This is a genomic window from Methanobrevibacter sp. V74, assembly GCF_963082495.1.
Taxonomy (GTDB): Archaea; Methanobacteriota; Methanobacteria; order Methanobacteriales; family Methanobacteriaceae; genus Methanocatella.
Genome location: NZ_CAUJAN010000003.1, coordinates 325653 through 346631 on the forward strand (window position 1 = coordinate 325653; position 20979 = coordinate 346631).

Below are 20979 nucleotides of genomic sequence, written 5' to 3' on the forward strand. Positions count from 1 at the left end.
AAAAATGGGGTCATAGGGATTTGAACCCCAATCCGGGGATGTCTCTTGCCTCAGTACTCCAATTGTTCATCACAACAGGTACTGTTCAGTTACGCGTATATTTTCTTCAAAGACAACTGGAGTCCCCGATGCTGCCAGGTTACACCATAACCCCACATAACATACAGTAGTAAATCTGATTTTAATAATATATAAATATTTGCAATTATTCAAATTTCATTTGCTTATCAATACCGGTTATTTCATCAATTTCAAAACCTTTTTCAAGTGCATAATCCTTTTCAACACGATAGTTTCCGTTTCTAGTTCTAGGAGTATTTTCAGGTTCTAAAAATATCCATTTAGTGTATTTAAACCTCACCCCAATATAAGGTTTGGCACCGAATATTTTTGAAAACTCACAAAGGGAAGTAATTTGTTCTTCTTCAATATAAATTCTTTCTTTAGTAGTTGTTTTAACTTCAATTGCTAAATAAATTTTACCATTTCCCGCTAAAACATCAGGTAAAGGTCTTTTAGTAGCACCTCCAGAAGCGGGAGCACGCATAGCAGCAAACTTCCTATTCCACAACTTATGTACCAAATCCCTTTCTTCAGCAGATCCTTTTTTTGCCATAAATAACACTCGATTAAATAATTTGATTTTAACATTATATAAATAAAATGAGAGAGCATTTGCTAAGTATTCTAAAATTTGAAAAAATAGTTTTTATAAATGGGGCCGGAGCCGAGATTCGAACCCGAGTCCCAGGATCCACAGTCCTGGAGGATGACCACCTACCCTACCCCGGCATTTATTAAATTAAATAAAAAAAATTGTTAAAGTGCGGGAGCAGGGATTTGAACCCTGGTAGACCTGCGTCAACAGGTCCTAAGCCTGTCCCCTTTGGCCTCTCGGGCACCCCCGCTTTAAAAGAAAGGATACATAGAAACCATTAAAAATCTTAACAAAATTTTTTAGAATGCTCCGGCCGGGATTCGAACCCGAGTCTTCGGCTCGAAAGGCCGAAATGATTGGCCGGACTACACCACCGGAGCACATATAATAAATAAAGTTTTAAGATACCATGGGCCCAATGGGGTTCGAACCCATGACCTTCCGGTTATGAGCCGGACGCTCTACCTGGCTAAGCTATGGGCCCAAAAACGCCATCGACAGGGCTCGAACCTGTGACCAATCGGTTAACAGCCGAACGCTCTACCTACTGAGCTACGATGGCATGAAACACCCAACTAACTTAACCAAATAAAACCCATGATTAAAAATCAAAGACTTTAAACAGTAATAATAATTATACATTACATAGTATATAAATGTTTTGATTTTTCTAAAACTTTTATGGAAAAAATCGTCAACATACATAAATTAGTCATTGCAGTATATAAACTTTAAGGAGCATATATAATAACATGGATTTTAACATATTTGACCTAATTAAAAAAGCCAATGAAATTACTTTAAAGAAACATGGCGATTTAATAACTCTGGAAAGAGCAGTATTCTTATCTTGGTGGTGTAATAAAGGAGATTGTACCTTTTGTTATATGTCCACACAAAAAGATAAAATAAAAGATCCAAAGAAAGCTAGAAGAAATATTAATAATATATATGCTGAAGCTGAAATGTGCAGACGCCTTGATTGGAATATAGAATTCCTATCTGGAGGATACGAATCCTTTACAACTCAAGAAATTAAAGAAATCGCCACAAATATAAAGAATATCACTGGAGATGGAGTTTGGTTAAATACTGGAATTACTGATGAATTAAATCAGTACAGTTCAGAAATTAAAGGTATAACCGGTGCAGTTGAGGTAGCTAATCCCAAAATACACAAGAAAGTTTGTCCCTCTAAAAAATTAGATGACATTAGTAATATGTTAGATATTGCAGGAGATTTAGGATTTAAAAAGGCAATTACAATAATTTTAGGTCTTGGAGAAACTCTTGATGATGTTTCATATATAATCGATTATATTAGAGATCATAAAATTGATAGAGTAATCTTTTATTCGCTTAATCCTCACAAAGACACCATTTATGCAAATTCCTCACAACCCCCTTCACTTTATTATGCTCAAGTTGTAGCACAAGTAAGGTTAGCCTTCCCAGATATTGAAATAATCTGCGGAACATGGATTGATAATCTAGCAAATATCGGAATATTGATTCTGAGTGGAGCAAATGGAATAACCAAATTCCCCTTGTTTAAAATGTTTGGAACAAAATATGGTAAAAGAGTTGAAGAAGAAGTTAAATGGGCTGGAAGACAATTAAAAGGAACATTCACTAATAAAACCCAATTGGGATCTAAAGAAAGTGAAGTTTCCCCTGAGTTGGATAAATTCATTAAACGATATGTTAAAGAATCTTTAAAAAATAAATATTAATTACAACATTAAAATAATTAAAAATCAAGGTGTAAAATGACATTAAATGTAGGCATTATTGGAGCCGGTTCACTAGGAACAGCAATTTCACAAACAATAAGGGAAAATGTAGATCAAATATTATTGCATGCGAGAAATCAAGATTTGTGTGATGATATTAATACTACTGGATACAATACACAGTATTATCCTAATCAAAAATTAAATGAAAATATTAAAGCAACAACTGATTTGAATGATTTAAAACAATGCGAAATTATATTTTTAGCAATCCCCTCTTCTGCTTTTAGGGAAACTTTAAAAAACTTAAAAGAAGTAATTTCTAATGATGTAATTCTTGTTACCACAGCAAAAGGGATTGAATATCCTTCTCTTAAAACAATGGGCGATTTAATATCTGAATATTTTGATGAAAATTATGTTGCATTATCCGGACCCAATTTTGCATCTGAAATAATGATAAACCAACCAACAGTGACAAATATTTCATCAAGAAAACGTGAAAACTCCCTGAAAGTTAAAGAGGTATTGTCAACTAAACAATTTAAAGTTAAAATAATTGATGACATTAAAGGAATTGAACTTTGTGGTGTTTTGAAAAATATAAATGCAATAGCTAACGGAATTTGTGAAGGAATGAACATCAATGAGAATGCCAGATACAGCATCTTAACTAAAAGTTTTAAGGACACCATTAAAATCATTGAGGCAATTGGAGGCAATTGCGATACAGTTCACGAATATTGTGGATTTGGAGATTTAATTTTAACCTCAACTTCTTCTGAAAGTAGAAATCACACTCTTGGAATTTTATACGGCCAAAGATTAATTATTGATGAAGCTGCAAGTGGCATTGTATTTGAAGGAAAAAATTCTATTAAAGCAATAAAGGATATTTGCACTAAATATGACATCAATAGCGACACTGTAGATTTTGTTTATGATGTAATTATTAAAAGGACAAATCCTATTAAAGCATTTAATATGTTATGGGACAAATTTGAATAAAAGGTGAAAAAATGATTGGAGTAATTTTATCAGCAGGAATGGGCACTAGATTAATGCCACTTACAAAGGACATACCAAAACCATTACTTGAAGTGAATGGCATGACCTTACTTGAAAGAATGATGAAAAATTTAATGGCAGAAGATATTAAAGAATTTATTGTGATTGTTGGATACAATAAAGACAAAGTAGAAGATTTAGTTCCTAAATTAAAAGAAAAATATTCCATTAACATTAGAATTTTAGAAAATGAAAAATATGACGTTACCAACACTTCCGTTTCAACATATATCGCAAGCAAATACATTGAAGAAAATCAGATGGACGATTTTATATTAATTAATGGAGACAATGTTGTTGATCCTGAAATTATCGCAAGAATAGCTGAAAGAGAAAATACCAGTTTAATTGTAGATAATTTTAAAGATTTAAACGAGGAGTCATTTAAATTAATTATTGAAAATGAAATATTTGATGAAGATAAATCAATAGCCAATGGAACTATAAAAGAAATCGGAAAAGGGATTGATATTCCTAGTTCTACAGGGGAATTTATTGGTGTTTCAAAAGTATCTAAAAATGACATAGTTAAATTTAATGAAATTCTTGAAGACTTAATGGATGAAGATAAACAGAATTATTATGATTTTGCATATAAAACATTGAGCAATATCAGTACAATTGATTATGTTTTAACAAATGGACTTAAATGGACCGAGATTGATGACCATAACGATTGGAATCAAGCTCAAAAATTAATTGATGAGTTTGAAAACTAGTTCATCAATTTTTATTTATTTTTTATTATTTTAAAATCCCTACCAATATCCTATTTTTTAACAATGTTTATAAATTGAAATGAACAAATATGATGATAGTATAAAAAATTATCCTAAAAGGGAGGAATTACTATTAGTGACGATGTCGATATGATGTGTGGACTTGAAATCCACGTGCAATTAGAAACTGAATCAAAATTATTCTGTGATTGTCCTACAAATTACCAGGATGCACCAATTAATTCAAACATCTGTCCAGTTTGTCTTAATCAACCAGGTGCAAAACCACATCCTACAAATGAAAAAGCATTGGAAAATGCACTGATGATTGCTTTAATGCTTAACTGTGAAATTGATCAGGACGTCATTTATTTCATGAGAAAACATTATGACTATCCGGATTTGCCTTCAGGATATCAAAGAACTTCAGTTCCTATTGGAATTAAAGGTGAACTAAATGGAATTAGAATTAGAGAAATTCACGCTGAAGAAGACCCCGGTCAATTTAAACCAGACAGAGGTACTGTTAACTTCAACCGTTCAGGAATTCCGTTAGTTGAAATTGTAACTGAACCAGATATAAAATCTCCTGAAGAAGCAAGAAACTTCTTAAAAGAATTAATTCGAGTTTTGCAATATAGTGGAGGAGCTCGTGGAGAGGGAACCATGAGAGCAGATGTTAACATCTCCATCAATGGAGGAAACAGGGTAGAAATGAAAAACGTTAACTCCATTAAAGGTGCATACAAAGCATTGAAATTCGAACTTGTAAGGCAGAAAAATCTTATGAAAAGAGGAGTTGAAGTTAAGCAAGAAACTCGTGCATATCTTGAATCTCAAATGATTACTGTCGGAATGAGATTAAAAGAAGATGCTGATGATTATCGTTTTATTACAGACCCAGACCTTCCACCAATGAAAATTTCTGATGAAACTATCAAAAGAATCTTAGACACCATGCCTGAAGCACCTCACAATAAAGTGAAAAGATTCGTTGCAGATTACGGCATTGATGAAGAATCTGCTAAAGTATTGACTTCCGAACTCGATTTAGCTATTAGTTATGAAGAAGTTGTAAAAGAAGTTGATTCTAGATTTGCAGCTAAATGGATGAGGGATGAACTTAAAAGAGTATTATCCTATAATAAATTAGACTTTGCAGATAGTGGAATTAGTGTCGATGATTTAGTTGAATACTTAAAAATGATTGAAACAAAAGAAATTACCGCTAAAGCAGCTCATAAAATCATTGAACAAATGCCAAACAGTGATAAAACACCTAAAGAAATTGCTGAAGAATTAGGTTTGCTTGGTGTTGTAAATGAAGATGAGACATTATCCGCTGTTAGACAAGCTATTGAGGAAAATCCAAAAGCAGTTGATGATTACTTAGCTGGTCAAAAAGCTTCACTTAACTTCTTAGTGGGTCAAGTAATGAGATTAACCCGTGGAAAAGCAGACCCTGGAGAAACTGTTAAACTTTTAAGAGAAAATATAGAATAGAAAAGGGGACACTATATGGCAGAGAAAAAGTCTTTTGTAAAAGATTATATGACCCGAGATGTAATTTCTGTTTCTCCAGACACTGAAACTGACAAAATAATAGATTTAATGAAAGAAAGTCACCACAACAGTTACCCTGTTGTTAAAAACAATAAACTGGTGGGAATGGTAACTGCATTTGATGTTGTGGCAAAGGAATGGGCAGACACAGTTTCAGGAATAATGAGTACTAACCTAGTTGTCGCTAATCAAGATTTATCAATAAACGATGCTTCTAGAGTAATGTTTAGAAAGGGCATTTCAAGAATGCCTGTTGTAGATGCTGATGGAGCATTAGTTGGCATTATTACAAATACTGATATGGTCAGGTCACATATTGAAAGATCCACACCAAATAAAGTGGAATACTTTAAAAAGACTATGGAACAATTATATGGCATTAAAACTACCTTGAAACATATGCCTGTTGAAACTAAAAAATTAAGGCCTACACAAGACAGAGTTTATGCAGATGAACTTGAAGGAAGAGCTTATGAGTTGGAAAAAGGATTGGCCGAACCTGCAATTGTTGTTAAAACTGATGATAGATGGATTTTAGTTGATGGGCATCACAGAGCAGTAGCTTCAGTCCAAAGAGGTTATGAAACTGTTGACTCTTATGTTGTTGATTTAGGCAAAGATATCAAATTAGGTATGGAAAAAACTGCTGATAAAGCAGGTATTAAAACATTTGATGATATTGAAATTATTGACGATGATAAACATCCATTAATTGCAATTACTGAAAGTATGCAAGATCAAGAATCAAACGGTGATGATGATGAATAATGATGAAATCATAAGAGAAGTTTATGAAGTTTTACAATCAAGAAGAGACAATCCTATTGATTCTTATACATCTAATATCATGAAAGATAGTGATAAAAAAGCTGAAGATAAGATATTAGAAAAAATCGCTGAAGAAGCTGGAGAAGTAATAATAGCTTCTAAAAACGATGAAAATTTAGTTTATGAATCCGTTGATTTAATCTTCCACACTTTATTGCTTTTAGTTCATAAAGGAATAGAACTTGATGAAATCTATGAAGAGTTTGCTAGAAGGCGGAAGTGAGTAAAAATTTATAAATAATTTTTAACATAATTTTAGATAATTGAAAACATATTGGTTATTACTATGTTTGACACAAATTCGGAAAAAAAATTTTTGCTAACAGAGCTAGTTAAAAAGAATTTAACTTCAAAATATAAAGATTCCGTTTTAGGAATTTTATGGAGTTTTTTCAATCCTCTCTTAACTATGTTAGTATTTACATTAATCTTTTCCATGCTGTTTGGAAGAAATATTCAAAACTATCCTGTTTACTATTTAGCAGGAAGATTGGCATTTGATTTTTACAACCATGGGACTAAAGGAGCTATGAACTCAATTAGAAAGGATGCTAATTTATTAAAAAAGATTTATGTTCCAAAACTGATGTTCCCTATTAGTTCTGTTTGTTATGAATTTGTTAACTTTTTAATATCTTTCGTGATATTGTTTGGAGTTATGCTAATTACCGGAGCACCTTTCCATATAACATTAATATACACTATAATTCCTCTTTCTTTTTTAGTGGTATTGGTATTTGGAGTTGGGCTTATATTAGCAGTTTGCAATACTTATTTCACAGATATCGGATACCTGTACAACGTATTTACTTTAGTATTATTATATGCATCTGCAATGTTTTATCCAATCGAGATTGTTCCTTCACAAGTACAATTCATATTTACCCTGAATCCCGTTTATTGTGCAATGTCCTGTTTTAGACAATGCGTATACGGAGCAATACCTGATTTCACAATGATACTTTATTTAGGGGCATTTGCATTTACTACATTAGGAATAGGAATATTATTATTTAATATCTATGATAAAAAATTAGTTTTAGAATTATAAGGTGTTATTATGGGCATTATAGGAAAAATAAAAAATAAAATTAATATACTCTCCAATGACTCTGATAATACCGCTGAAAAACTTGATAATAATGTTGCGGTTAAAGTTGAACATGTATCAATGGAGTTTAAAATCACTAAAGATAAAATTGATACCTTGAAAGAGTATGTTATCCGAACTATTAAACGCAATAAAGAAGAAAAAGAGAAAATTAGAGTCTTAGATGATATCAGTTTTGAAATTTATAAAGGGGATAAGCTTGGAATTCTGGGATTTAATGGAGCTGGAAAAAGTACACTTTTAAAAATATTATCCGGAATATATGAACCTACATATGGAAAAATACGAATCAACGGTAAAGTTGCCCCATTATTGGAGTTGAGTGCTGGCTTTGATAAGAACTACACTGGAAAAAACAATATTTACTTAAATGGTGCTTTTTTAAGCATGGACAAAAAGCTACTTGATGAAAAATATGATGAGATTGTAGAGTTTTCAGAACTTGGTGAATTTATCAATTACCCAGTTAAGAATTACTCCTCAGGTATGAGAGCTAAATTAGGTTTTTCAATAGCCACTCTCATACAACCAGACATATTGATTGTAGATGAAATTTTATCTGTTGGAGATATTAAATTTAGAAAGAAAAGTTCTGAGAAAATTAATGAACTTATGGCTGAAGGAGTGACAGTATTGCTCGTTTCACATTCTATCAGCCAAATTAGAAAAATCTGTGACAAGTGTATTTGGATTGATAATGGAAAACTTGTCATGGAAGGTCCTGCTGATGAAGTTTGTGATGCATATGTCGAAAATGCTGAAGGCAGAAAAAAAAATAAGAAAAAAAAGAAAAATAAAAAATAACCTGAGGCAGAATTATGGATAAACGTTGGATTGGAATTATTATTGTATTACTTGCAGGATTAGGATGTATGTACCTTGTTGTCAGTAACTCTACCAGTGTAGGCAATGCAGTTTCTGTGATTAGTGATGTTGCAGTAACATTGCCTCCAGGATATATCACAACTGATGACGGCAGCAGATATTGTGTATTCCATAATAAAAAAACAAATGAAGTTATTCGCATTAAATGTTTAGAAAAAGTGACCAATAACAATGAAGAATATAATAAGAAACTGAAATCATTAACTCAGCAAGATGACATAATTATTAAGAAGAATTTTACAAACAAAAATTTAAGTATGATTGAATATGAAAACCAATCGTCTAAAGACGAAAAGGACAATGCAATAGCATACTTTGATAAGTGCAATCATACATTCTCGATGAAGCTTGAACATTTTACTAATGAAACCAGTAAAGAAAATGCGATGAACTTTATTATCGAACAAATTAAATTCGATTTCAAACAAAATAAAGGATAATCATTTTAAATTATATTCCATATTGTGCATTCCTCTTTCAAAATTGAGGAATTTTACTCTTTTTTTATTGAATTCTTTAAACCCCATTTTTTCATAAAGCCTGTAAGCTCCATTATTTCTAAAGTCAGCATCCAAAAGCACTCTATTTAAATCTTCATCACGAGCCCAATTGATTACATCAACTAAAACTTTTCTACCTAAACCTTGGCCTCTTAAACTATTGTCGATTGCCAGCTCGGCTACATATAAATCTCCAGGTTTGACGTCACATAAAACAAAGTAATCTAGGATATCTACAATTAATAACCTTAGAGATTTGAAATTGAAATGCTTTGGAAATTTATTTACATAGTAAATCAAAATACCTATAATCTCATAATCATCATTTAATATTACAAGGAATGTTTCTAGATCTTCATCTTTTAAGCTTTTAGAAATGGATTTGATAGCGCCATTAGAACTTTTAAAAAGCATGTCAAATGTTCTAAAGTCAACATCATAAACTAGCTTAGCTACTTTAGATACATCATGTATTTCAGGATTAAAAATTTCATATTTCATTTAATCACTATTTACAATTGTTAATGCGAATACTCCAGCGCCAAATCCATTATCGATATTTACAACTGCAATTCCAGGAGCACATGATTGAAGCATTGCATCTAGAGCTACCCTGCCACCTTCTCCAACACCATAACCTACAGAAGTTGGAACGGCAATTACAGGCACATCTACAAGGCCCGCAACAACAGAAGGCAACGCCCCTTCCATTCCAGCGCAAACTATAAATGCCCTAACGCCCTGACCAACCATATATGCAATTTGAGGAAAAAGCCTATGGATTCCTGCAACACCAATATCATAAGAGGTAATTGATTCACATCCTCCTTCTTCAACTATTACACGGGCTTCTTCTGCAATATTAATGTCAGATGTTCCGGCAGTTATAATGCCAATTTTTGCAATAGGATCTTTTTTTGTTATTTCTTTTCTAATTATTAAAATGTGAGCTCGTCTGTTATAGTCAAAAATATATGAATTTTCGCCTAAATCCCTTTCTATCTTTTCATACCTCTCAGATGACAATTTTGTAATTATCAAGTCATCATCACTTTTTTTAAGGAAATTTTTGATTATTGTAATTAAATCGTCATAATCTTTACTTGGAGAAAATATTGCTTCTGGAAAACCTGTTCTCTCACTGCGTTTAATATCAAACTTAGCAATATCATCAAATTCTAAAATATTATCCGCTTTTAGAAGTTGTTCTGCTTGGTCAATATCAAGTTGGCCATTAGCTAATTTTTCAAGAATATCTTTCATAATATAATATATAAGATAAAATTATATAAAATTTAACTTACAATATTATAATTTAATGAAGGCATTAAAGATTTTAACTGAAGGTATTGTCCAAGGAGTGGGATTTAGACCATATGTATATAGGCTAGCGGCTGACTTAAATCTAAAAGGATATGTTAGAAACCTTGGAAATGTGGTTGAAATCACAGTTGAGGGTGAAAATGCCCTTGATTTTGCAAAGAGACTTCCACTTGAATTACCCCCAATTGCAAAAATTGATTCAATGAAAGTTAGTGAAGTTGAAGTGGAAAATTATTCTGATTTTGAAATAATTGAAAGTGAAGATTCCTATTCAGGAGTTAGTGTAATACCTCCAGACATTGCAATATGTGACAGATGTCTGGAAGAAATTAGAGATCCTAATGATAGGCGCTATAAATATCCATTTAATGCATGTACCGATTGCGGACCCAGATTTACAGTTATTGAAAGTGTGCCTTATGATAGAATTAGAACCTCCATGGAGGAATTTCCATTATGTGAAAATTGCCTAAGTGAATACGGGCAACCCTTAGATAGACGGTATCATGGTGAAGCTATTTGTTGTGGTGATTGCGGACCTCAAATGGCCATTTATAAAGGAAATGAAAAACTAAATGTTGAAAATCCTATTAAAAAAGGTGCAGAAATCTTAAGTGATGGAGAAATACTTGCAATTAAAGGTATTGGAGGAACACATCTAGCAGTTGATGCTTATAACGATGAAGCAATAAATGAATTGAGAAAACGTCTGAACCGGCCAAGTCAAGCGTTTGCAGTAATGTGTAAAGATTTAGAAAGCTTGAAAAAATATGCCCAACTATCCAAACGAGAAATCGAAACATTAACCTCCAATAAAAGACCTATTGTTATTTTAAAGAAAAATGAAAATTATAACTTCCCTGAAAGCTTATCACCCGGTCTGCACAATATTGGAGTGATGCTTCCCTACTCACCAATGCATTACTTATTATTTGATGAAAGCAATATTGACACATTAGTTATGACATCAGCCAATATTCCAGGTGAACCAATGGTGATTGATAACGCTGAGATAATTACAGGCGTTAATGAATATTCCCTCATCCATAATCGTAAAATCCTAAACAGATGTGATGACTCTGTAATCAGATTTAGAAATGACGAGTTATCCTTTATTAGACGATCACGCGGATACACTCCAGAACCCTATACAATCAGTTATGAAACTAATGATTTGGATGTGCTTGCATTGGGCCCTGAACTTGATGTGACATTTTCAATAGCTAAAGGAAATAAAGCATATCCTTCACAGCACATTGGAAATGCAAACAAATCAAAAACATTAGAATTTTTAAAAACCGCAATTAGCAATATGGAAAGAATTCTAAAAATCAATGAATTTGATGTGATTGCCTGTGATATGCATCCTCATTTTTTTACTACACGTTTAGCACATGAATTATCTCAAAAGTATGGTGCAGAAGTCCTGCCAGTGCAACACCATCATGCACATTCAGCAGCACTTGCCAATGACCATGGAATTGATGAGCTGATTAGCATTGCTGCTGATGGAGTGGGATATGGAAGCGATTCAACTAGCTGGGGAGGAGAAATACTTTACACAGATATTAACTCGTTTGAAAGAATGGGCAATTTAGAGCCTCAGCTAATGCCCGGTGGAGATGCTGCAACAAAATATCCTGTAAGAATGCTTGCAGGTATCTTAAAAGATGATGAGCTAATAAAAAAGTATGCTGATTATTTCAGATATGGCGAAATTGAGATTAAAAACATTAAAAAACAAATTGAAGCTGGAATCAATGTAGGAGTAAGCACAAGTACAGGCAGAGTGCTTGATTCAATGGCTGTGGCCTTGGAAATTTGTCATGAGCGTACCTATGAAGGAGAATGCTCAATGAAACTTGAATCGGCTGCATATTACTCAACCAAAAAGCTAGAAATCCCTGTGATAATCGAAAATAATCAATTGAACACAACTGAAATTTTACGTGAAGTTGTAAGATTATACCAAAGTGGAGAAAAAAAGGCTGATGTTGCATCTGCAGGTCAAATTGCTGTGGCAAATGGCTTAAGCGAACTTGCAATTCAAGCATCCGATAAAAAGAATATCGCCGATATTGGAGCCACCGGAGGAGTATTTTATAATGAAGCCATTACCGATCAAGTTAAAAATTGCATTGAAAAAAATGGTTTTAATTTCATTCAACACACGAATACCTGTGCCGGAGATGGATCTGTATCTTTAGGTCAAAGTATTGTGGCTAAAAAAATGTAAAAAAGTTTGAAAATTAATTCAAACAATATTATTTAGTTTTCATGGTTCTCTCAAGAATATATTCCGCTCTTTCTAAAAGATTGCCATATAATCTGATTTGATTTTTCAACTCGTCAATTGCTTCGAGTTGACCGTCATCGATTCTTTTTTCAATGTCTAATAATTTAGACCATTCGTCCCCAGATGGTAGTTGTAATGTATTGAGCATGTCATCTGTAAGTTGTACATCGAAGTTGTTTCTATTAATCGTAATATGTATGTTAACTTCATTTTGTAAATCGTAGTATTTACGTGGACGACCTCTTAAAATCTTTCTATAAGAAGAATTTAAGATACCTATATCTTCCATTGCACGAAGGTGCGCAATAATAGCTTTTTGACCAATGTCCAGTTCATTGGAAATTTCACTTACAAACATAGGTTCTTCTCTTAAAAGATTTATAATATCTCTTCTAGTTTTACAACCCATTACATCAAGGATATCTTCCACATCCATGTCTTCAGCAGGGCCATTGTAGTTAGTTCTTAATTCTATGTGACCTTTAGGCATTTCGACATTTCTGCGAGTTCTTTCATTTTTCTCAATGTCGTTTGTATTATTCATGATTATACTTTCTGTATCGAAACCTTTATATAACTTTTTGTTACTATAATAATGTAAGAGAAAGATAACTTTTGGTTACTTTAATATTTGGTTCAGAAAAACTTAAGGTAATAACTCTTATTTGATGAACCATTTTCCTATATGTCCATAAATTCCCAAAAACCAATATTAAAGAATCATAAGAATAACTTCTCGGTTAAGAGTTATTACATTGGTTTTTCTAAAAACCTAAATAAGGTGTCAAGATGACTGACGAAAATAAAGGCAAAACTGAAGTTAAAGACGAAGATATTCAGGAAAAATATGAAGAACTTCTTGAAAAGTTAACTTCAAAAGATGAAGAAATTGAAAAGCTCGAAAAAAATCTTGAAAAATCCGAAAATGAAACTCAAGAATATATCTCGCTATCACAAAGACTTCAAGCGGATTTTGAAAATTTCAAAAAAATTACTGACAAAAGAAATCAAGATTTAATAAAATTCGCAAATGAAAATGTTATAAAATCATTTCTTGATTGCTATGAAGACTTTGGAAGAGCTTTAGAAACTGAAAAAGATGAAGATTTAAGAAATGGTGTAGAACTCATATATAATAAATTCAGTGATGTTTTGAAAAAAGAAGGAGTTAATGAAATTCCCACAAATGGTGAAAAATTCGACTTAAACAAACATGAAGCATTGATAGTGCAAGAATCCGACGATGTTGAAAATGGATACATTATTGAAGAGTTGATGAAAGGATATATGTATAAAGACAAGGTTCTTAAATATTCAAAAGTTATAGTTTGTAAAAAATAATGTTTATTAAATAATATATTGAAAAAAAATAAGGTGATAATTATGTCTGATACTAAAAAAGAAAAAATTATTGGAATTGATCTCGGTACAAGTAACTCTGCAGCATCTGTGCTCGTAGGTGGTAAACCTACTACAATCCCATCTGCAGAAGGTGCAAGTCAATATGGTAAATCATTCCCAAGTTATGTTGCATTTACCGAAGAAGGTCAAATGTTAGTTGGTGAACCAGCAAGAAGACAAGCAGTAACAAATCCTGAAAATACAATCAGTGCAATTAAAAGAAGTATGGGTACTGATTACAAAGTTACTGTAAACGGAAAACAATATTCCCCACAAGAAATTTCCGCATTTATTTTACAAAAAATTAAAAAAGATGCAGAAACCTTCCTCGGAGAACCTATAGAAAAAGCTGTAATTACAGTACCTGCTTACTTTGACGACAACCAAAGAACCGCAACAAAAGACGCAGGAACTATTGCTGGACTTGATGTTGTAAGACTCGTAAACGAACCAACCGCAGCAAGCCTTGCATATGGTCTTGATAAATCCGAAGACGATGACATGAATATTATGGTATACGACTTAGGCGGAGGTACCTTAGACGTGACTATTATGGAGTTCGGTGGAGGAGTATTTGAAGTAAAATCCACTAGCGGAGACACCCAACTCGGTGGTACCGATATGGATAACGTATTAATCAAATACTTAGCTGATGAATTTAAAGCAAAAGAAGGTATTGACTTAATGGATAATGACCAATCCGTGCAAAGATTAAGAGAAGCTGCTGAAAAAGCGAAAATAGAATTATCCACTACCACAACCACTGAAGTAAACTTGCCATTCATTGCAATGGGAAGTGATGGAGCTCCTAAAAACTTAATTATCTCACTTACAAGAGCAAAATTAGAAGAGCTCGTTGATTCAATTGTCGAAAAATCAGGTAAACCAATGCAACAAGCATTAGATGATGCAAAAATGACCAAATCCGAAATTGATAAAATCATCTTAGTTGGTGGACCTACAAGAATGCCAATTGTACAAAAATTCGTCGAAAAATTCATAGGAAAAACAGTTGAACGTGGTATTGACCCAATGGAATGTGTATCTATGGGTGCAGCTATTCAAGGAGGAGTATTAGCTGGTGAAATTAAAGATATCGTATTATTGGACGTGACTCCATTATCCTTAGGTATTGAAACCTTAGGTGGAGTATCCACTACTTTAATTGAAAGAAACACTACTATTCCTACCAAAAAAAGCCAAGTATTCTCCACTGCTGCAGATAACCAGCCTTCAGTAGATATTAATGTATTGCAAGGGGAAAGAAAAATGGCGGCTGACAATACCTCTCTCGGACGTTTCCAACTTATAGGCATCCCACCTGCACCAAGAGGCGTTCCGCAAATTGAAGTAACCTTTGATATTGACGCAAATGGTATTATTAATGTAACTGCTAAAGATAAAGGAACCGGTAAAGAGCAAGCTATTACCATTACCTCCTCCACCAAATTGTCCGATGAAGAAATCGAACAGAAAATCAAAGAAGCAGAAATGAATGCTGAAGCAGACAAGAAAAGACAAGAAGAAATAGAAATCAGAAATAATGCAGACTCATTAATTTACACTTCAGAAAAAACTTTAGATGAACTCAAAGATCAAGTATCTGAAGATGAAAAAACTAAAGTCGAAGGACTTGTAGCTGAATTAAGAGAACTTATAGCTGGCGATGATGTTGATGCCATTAAAGCAAAGTCTGATGAATTATCTAATCTAATTCAAGAGATTGGTGCTAAAATTTACCAACAAGCACAAGCAGAAGCACAAGCTCAACAACAAGCAGGAGCTGACCCTAATGCTGGTGCTAACAATGGTGATGATGACACAATTGATGCAGACTATGAAGTAAAAGACGATTAGAATAAATAATACGGTTTTATTGAGATTGTTAGGTTATAAACAAAATCAGAATCAATCAGTAATAAACTAACATTTAGATAAAACTATTATTTCTTCTAACTTATTATTTTTTATAATTATTTTTTAAGGTGAATAAATGGCAGACAAGCGTGACTATTATGAAGTTCTCGGAGTAGATAAAAATGCTGATGAAAAAACAATAAAAAAAGCTTATCGTAACTTAGCAAGAAAATACCATCCAGACGTTTGTGACGAGGAAGGAGCTGAAGATAAATTTAAAGAGGTAAGTGAAGCTTATGCTGTCTTGTCCGATGATGAAAAACGTCAAAGATATGATCAATTTGGTCATGCTGGAATGGATGGATTTACCGCTGAAGACTTCTATCAAAACGTGAACTTCGAAGACATATTCCAAGGATTTGATATTGGAAACATATTTGATATGTTTGGATTTGGTGGAGGATCCCGCTCAAGAGGAAGAACAGGCCCTCAAAGAGGTTCAGACATTTACACTGAAGTTCCAATCACTCTTGAAGAAGCATTTAATGGATGCGAAAAAGAAATTAAAATTACAAGAAGTGAATTATGTCCAACATGTCATGGTTCTAAATCAAAACCCGGATCTGATCCCGTAACTTGTAGCGTATGCGGAGGAACAGGTCAAATTAAAGAAGTTAGCAATACATTCTTAGGTCAAATGGTTAATGTTAAACCATGCAGAAAATGTGGCGGAACCGGTAAGATAATTACCGATCCATGTGAAGACTGTCACGGTAAAGGAAGTAAAAGAAAAACAAAAACTATTAAAATCGAAATTCCAAATGGTGTTGATGAAGGAAACCACTTAAGAGTATCCGGTGAGGGTAACTGTGGTGAAGCCGCTGGTCTTGAAGGTGATTTAATAGTAACTATACATGTTAAAAAACATGAAAAATTCATCCGTGAAGGAGATCACTTATACCTAGAACAACAAGTAAGTTTCCCACAAGCAGCATTAGGTGATGTTATAAGCATTCCGACTATTGAGGGAAAAGAAGTTGAATTCAAAATTACACCTGGAACACAAAGCGAAACGGTTTACAAATTAAGAGGACAAGGTATGAACTCTGTTAGACATTCCAGTAGAGGAAATATGTATGTAACTGTTAAGGTCGTTGTTCCTAAAAAACTGAACTCAAAACAAAAAGAATTACTTGAAGAATTCGCTGAAGTCAGCGGAGAAGAGATTAAACATATTGAAAAAGGACTCTTTGATAGAGTTAAAGATGCTATGAAGTAAGTTAGTTTTTACTAATTTACTCCACCTATTTTTATTGAAACTATAGTTAATTAAACTATACCTAACTTATTTTTACATTGAAATTATTTATTGATAATTTAATAATTTGATAGGATGCTTTTTAAAATATGCATTGCATTTCCTGTGATATACATAACCTAATTAATTTTAGAGGATGTGTAGAATTAAGGAGTTTTTAGACAATGTTAGTCTTAAAATAATCAAGAAAACGACTGGTTAAATCAATACAACCAATGAAAAGAAATATGATTTCTTAATGAACCTTGACAACAATGAATCAAGTGATACTTGAAAAAATAAAAAAAACAATAGAGATTGAAAAATCTCTATTTGATAGTAATTTTAACTTTTTTACTTGCTGCTTTGTAATAAGAGTTACCTGCAAATTTAACTTTAGCTGTGTATGTGCCTTTTTTAGTTAATTTAATCTTAAAGACTGCATTACCTTTGGAATTAGTTTTTGCATTGTAGATTTTGTCTTTGATTTTTAAGGTAACTTTAACTTTGTTAATGCCTTTTTTCTTACTGTCTTTTAGAACAATATTGTATTTTTTGGTTTTCTTAGCCTTGAAAGCTTTCTTATTAGCAGTTAATTTAGTTGCTTCTTTGGTGATTTTAACTGTAGCAGTAAGTGTAGAAGCTACATAATTACTATCACTGTTAAATTTAACAACTAACTTTTGAGTTCCTGTTTTAGTTGCAGCCAGTCTAAATTTAACGACTCCTGCAGAATTGGTAATTCCAGTTTGAGTTTTACCATTGAATGTGATAGTCACTTCTTTATTAGCTAAAGGATTGCCCATATCATCTTTTAATGTTATGTCGTAATAAGATCCAGATTTAATTGCAGTCAATAAAACAGTTTTGGAACTAACTCCTGCAATTTCAGATAATCTTTTTTCAATATTAATGTGACCTTTAACAGATTTAGGGCCGTAGGTTTCATTACCAAAATAGGTGACATATACATTGTATTTGCCAACATCCCAAGCAGATACTTCAAATGCTGCAACACCTGAATTATCGGTTGTTGTATTTATCTTGTTTAACCCAGCAGATAAGAAAACAGTTGCATTTTTAATAGGATCTCCATTTTCATCTGATAAAATCGCATAATAGATAAGACCACTATTATAAACAGTATTATAATCCATAACTGAAATAATTACTTTATATTTAGGACTTGAATCAGTAATGACAGTTGAAGGTCCCGCATTAGCAACAGAATTAGAACCTACACCTTTTTTACCAGTTAAGTAATTATTTGAAATGGTTGCATTATTGCCGTTTAAGTTAACTGCATAATCCCCTGAAGTTTGAATGGTGTTGTTTGCAATTGTGGCATTTCCAGCAGCAATTTTAACACCTACAGTATCAGTTCCCATGGAATCCCAAATTGATAAATTACCTTCATTTGAAGCTTCGGAAGTAATGTTATTGTTTGTTATATTTATCTTATCAACCTTAGATCCAATACCAATAGTGTGATTTCCAGTTACATAAATAATATTGTTATCAATAAGTGCTTCATCTCCACCTACTTCAATACCTACAACATAATAAGCATTGCCATGAATTTTATTATGGGTAATGTTAACAGAAACGCTTTTACCACTCATACCAGAGTAAATACCATAAGTAGAATTATTAGCATTGACAGTGATTACGTTGGATTCAACATTACCATAACCGCCTTCAATATCAATACCATCAGCATAATAATTAGCAGAAGAGGTTATATTATTAAAGCTAATAGTAAAATTATCTGCCTCAATAATAATGCCATAAATGTAAGTATTTCCCAAAGAATTAATATTATTATTCTTAATTATCGCATTACCCGTATCAGTGAAATCTAAAACATAAATAGTATCTGAATTACCAACAACATCAACAAAAGTTGTAGTAACATTATTAGAAGCAAAAATAACATCTTCAGAATTTACGACAACAATTCCACTAGACTTAGCATGACGTACATAATTCCAAGAGCCTGGAGGCTCTTCAATCCAAGGAACGAAAGCAGAAACTAAATTTAAATTTAATTCGTTGTCAAAAATGTGAACCCCATTACTACTAAAGACATATATTCCATTGCTGGTGATGTTTTCATTTACATTCCCTACAAAATTCACAATATTGCCGCTCATGGTCAATTCATCCATGCCTTTAGCATATACTGCATAATTATCAGTTTCGCCTTTAGCAATGACATTAATTACATTGTCTTCCAAATCAATGTCGCCACCTAGAATTAAATTAACACCAATAGAAGTAGAATTTATAGAGTTATCAGAAATATCCCAATCTCCTTTAACACTAATCCCTGCACTTTCCATATGTATCATGGAATCTCCAGTACTTTGATTACCAATATTGGAACCTAAGCTATTGATTTGGTTTCCAGAGATAGTTCCTTCATCTAAAGAATTTGCAACAATAGCAACAGTGTGATTACCATTTAAAGTAATTTTATTGTCAGATATTACAGGATTCTTCATGACAATTTCAAACCCACAAGCAGCATAAGCATTACCGGTGATTATATTATCTGAATAAGTAACATTTTCAATAGGTCCCATCAGTTGATAGGCATAAATACCATACACTACGTTAGGTGCAGTTATTTCAATTACATTTCCAGAAACTTTCCCATTAGAAGAAGGTCCTCCGACAGCAATAGCATTTGCATAATTTGCTTCAGCAGTAATATCGAAATTATTATTAGTTAATTCAAATTCATCTGCAACTATTGACATACTATAAATATACCCATGACCGTTAGCAGTGATGTTATTATCACTAACTACAACATTTTTACAAACATTCGGAAAAGTAAAATCAGTATAATTCATATTAGCATTGCCAATAGTTACCACATAAATAGTATCCGAAGATCCAGAAATTCCACTATAATTGAGTTTTATATTATTTCTGGTCAAAGTTACATTTTCACATGTAAGAAATACGATACCCTCACTAAAAGCTTCAAGATTATAATTCAAATCATATTTTACATCAACTGAAGGCATGATAATATTATAAACATTATCCGACATAGTGACATTTCTTCCGCCTTCAACACGGACAGCATTGTTTATATTAGCTCCTTCAGTAGTTCCAACATAAGTGATAGTATTTTTTAAAAGATTTAATGTAGTTATATTCTTTGCCAATATTGCAAAACTATCCATAGATTTTAATGATAGAAAATTAATTACATTATTAGAAATTGTAACATCATCTACATTTTTTACATTAACTAAATACATATTACTATTCATATTCAAATTAAAGCCATCAATTACAACATTGTTTTCTTTAATGATGAATGCTATGTTATTAAATGTGGCATTACGTCCAGTGAAGGTAACAGATTTTGCAATAGTGATGCAATATACACCAATATTACTAAAATCACCTTCAAAAATTAATTCAGTAGCATTAGAAGTTAATACCCCATCTTCATCAAAGTAATTATAAAATGTATCATTAGTTACCACATTACTATCAGAGATACTACCATTATCTTGAAGAATGCCACCATTATCACTTTCAAGTTCACAACTACCTTCATCAATAGTTAGAACTTCATTATCTGTAGATATTTCATCATTTACTTGGCTAGCAGTAATATTCCCATCATCGGCAGCAAAAGCCACACTAGCAGAGAATAATACGATAGAAAGCAAAATTAATGAAATAAATATGTTTTTTCCTTTAATAATTACACCTCT

General features: G+C 32.5%; 18 protein-coding genes and 6 tRNA genes. 13 read left to right on the plus strand and 11 right to left on the minus strand.

Going from position 1 to position 20979, the window contains the following annotated elements:
* Positions 1-5: 5 nt before the first annotated feature.
* The 7 genes from Q9969_RS06630 to Q9969_RS06660 all read right to left on the minus strand — a co-directional run bounded on the left by Q9969_RS06630 (position 6) and on the right by Q9969_RS06660 (position 1220).
* Positions 6-154: transfer RNA gene (locus Q9969_RS06630), tRNA-Trp, on the minus strand.
* Positions 155-205: 51 nt separating this feature from the next.
* Positions 206-616: a Holliday junction resolvase Hjc gene (gene hjc, locus Q9969_RS06635; protein ID WP_305514683.1), complete on the minus strand. Its 411-nt coding sequence runs from the start codon at positions 614-616 to the stop codon at positions 206-208.
* Positions 617-716: 100 nt separating this feature from the next.
* A tRNA-His gene (locus Q9969_RS06640) sits at positions 717-792 on the minus strand.
* 33 nt (positions 793-825) lie between these two features.
* Positions 826-908 (minus strand) — tRNA-Leu (locus tag Q9969_RS06645).
* A 55-nt stretch (positions 909-963) separates the two neighbouring features.
* Positions 964-1038 (minus strand) — tRNA-Glu (locus Q9969_RS06650).
* Between the two features lie 30 nt (positions 1039-1068).
* A tRNA-Ile gene (locus Q9969_RS06655) sits at positions 1069-1142 on the minus strand.
* Between the two features lie 5 nt (positions 1143-1147).
* Positions 1148-1220, minus strand: a tRNA-Asn gene (locus Q9969_RS06660).
* Between the two features lie 190 nt (positions 1221-1410).
* Here Q9969_RS06660 and Q9969_RS06665 point away from each other — a divergent pair.
* From Q9969_RS06665 to Q9969_RS06705, 9 genes are all read left to right on the plus strand, one after another.
* The gene (locus tag Q9969_RS06665; protein ID WP_305555622.1) at positions 1411-2391 is read left to right on the plus strand and encodes a radical SAM protein; all 981 of its coding nucleotides are present in this window, start codon (positions 1411-1413) and stop codon (positions 2389-2391) included.
* Between the two features lie 36 nt (positions 2392-2427).
* Positions 2428-3399 carry an NAD(P)H-dependent glycerol-3-phosphate dehydrogenase gene (locus Q9969_RS06670; protein ID WP_305555625.1) on the plus strand — a complete coding sequence of 324 codons (972 nt, stop codon included), beginning with the start codon at positions 2428-2430 and terminating at the stop codon, positions 3397-3399.
* A gap of 11 nt (positions 3400-3410) precedes the next feature.
* Positions 3411-4178, plus strand: coding sequence for a phosphocholine cytidylyltransferase family protein (locus Q9969_RS06675; RefSeq protein ID WP_305555628.1), 768 nt, complete (start codon positions 3411-3413; stop codon positions 4176-4178).
* Between the two features lie 150 nt (positions 4179-4328).
* Positions 4329-5681: an Asp-tRNA(Asn)/Glu-tRNA(Gln) amidotransferase subunit GatB gene (gene gatB, locus Q9969_RS06680; protein ID WP_305514675.1), complete on the plus strand. Its 1353-nt coding sequence runs from the start codon at positions 4329-4331 to the stop codon at positions 5679-5681.
* 15 nt (positions 5682-5696) lie between these two features.
* Positions 5697-6509 (plus strand): CBS domain-containing protein, encoded by an 813-nt coding sequence (locus tag Q9969_RS06685; RefSeq protein WP_305514673.1) that lies wholly within the window; start codon positions 5697-5699, stop codon positions 6507-6509.
* Entirely contained in the window at positions 6502-6792 is a 291-nt protein-coding gene (hisE, locus tag Q9969_RS06690) for a phosphoribosyl-ATP diphosphatase (protein WP_305514671.1), read from the plus strand. Before Q9969_RS06685 ends, hisE begins: the two co-directional genes overlap by 8 nt.
* Positions 6793-6855: 63 nt before the next feature.
* Complete coding sequence (locus tag Q9969_RS06695; protein WP_305514669.1) at positions 6856-7620, plus strand: ABC transporter permease; 765 nt, start codon at positions 6856-6858, stop codon at positions 7618-7620.
* 9 nt (positions 7621-7629) lie between these two features.
* Entirely contained in the window at positions 7630-8484 is an 855-nt protein-coding gene (locus tag Q9969_RS06700) for an ABC transporter ATP-binding protein (RefSeq protein WP_305555632.1), read from the plus strand.
* Between the two features lie 14 nt (positions 8485-8498).
* Positions 8499-9005 carry a hypothetical protein gene (locus Q9969_RS06705; RefSeq protein ID WP_305555635.1) on the plus strand — a complete coding sequence of 169 codons (507 nt, stop codon included), beginning with the start codon at positions 8499-8501 and terminating at the stop codon, positions 9003-9005.
* On the opposite strand, the gene Q9969_RS06710 is transcribed toward Q9969_RS06705, so the two are convergent.
* Together Q9969_RS06710 and larB are read right to left on the minus strand one after the other, a co-directional pair.
* Positions 9006-9566, minus strand: coding sequence for a GNAT family N-acetyltransferase (locus tag Q9969_RS06710; protein WP_305555640.1), 561 nt, complete (start codon positions 9564-9566; stop codon positions 9006-9008).
* Entirely contained in the window at positions 9567-10328 is a 762-nt protein-coding gene (gene larB / locus Q9969_RS06715; RefSeq protein WP_305555643.1) for a nickel pincer cofactor biosynthesis protein LarB, read from the minus strand.
* Positions 10329-10383: 55 nt separating this feature from the next.
* On the opposite strand from larB, the gene hypF reads away from it, so the two are divergent.
* Positions 10384-12624: a carbamoyltransferase HypF gene (gene hypF / locus Q9969_RS06720; protein WP_305555646.1), complete on the plus strand. Its 2241-nt coding sequence runs from the start codon at positions 10384-10386 to the stop codon at positions 12622-12624.
* Between the two features lie 28 nt (positions 12625-12652).
* Here the strand turns inward: hypF and Q9969_RS06725 are convergent, their stop codons facing one another.
* Positions 12653-13228 carry an ArsR family transcriptional regulator gene (locus tag Q9969_RS06725; RefSeq protein WP_305514657.1) on the minus strand — a complete coding sequence of 192 codons (576 nt, stop codon included), beginning with the start codon at positions 13226-13228 and terminating at the stop codon, positions 12653-12655.
* Positions 13229-13473: 245 nt separating this feature from the next.
* On the opposite strand from Q9969_RS06725, the gene Q9969_RS06730 reads away from it, so the two are divergent.
* The 3 genes from Q9969_RS06730 to dnaJ all read left to right on the plus strand — a co-directional run bounded on the left by Q9969_RS06730 (position 13474) and on the right by dnaJ (position 17221).
* Positions 13474-14025 carry a nucleotide exchange factor GrpE gene (locus tag Q9969_RS06730; RefSeq protein ID WP_305555649.1) on the plus strand — a complete coding sequence of 184 codons (552 nt, stop codon included), beginning with the start codon at positions 13474-13476 and terminating at the stop codon, positions 14023-14025.
* A 42-nt stretch (positions 14026-14067) separates the two neighbouring features.
* Positions 14068-15942, plus strand: a complete 1875-nt coding sequence (gene dnaK, locus Q9969_RS06735) for a molecular chaperone DnaK (RefSeq protein WP_305555652.1) — start codon at positions 14068-14070, stop codon at positions 15940-15942.
* Positions 15943-16078: 136 nt separating this feature from the next.
* Positions 16079-17221 (plus strand): molecular chaperone DnaJ, encoded by a 1143-nt coding sequence (dnaJ, locus tag Q9969_RS06740; protein ID WP_305555655.1) that lies wholly within the window; start codon positions 16079-16081, stop codon positions 17219-17221.
* Between the two features lie 347 nt (positions 17222-17568).
* Here the strand turns inward: dnaJ and Q9969_RS06745 are convergent, their stop codons facing one another.
* Positions 17569-20934, minus strand: a complete 3366-nt coding sequence (locus Q9969_RS06745; protein WP_305555657.1) for a hypothetical protein — start codon at positions 20932-20934, stop codon at positions 17569-17571.
* Positions 20935-20979: the final 45 nt, after the last annotated feature.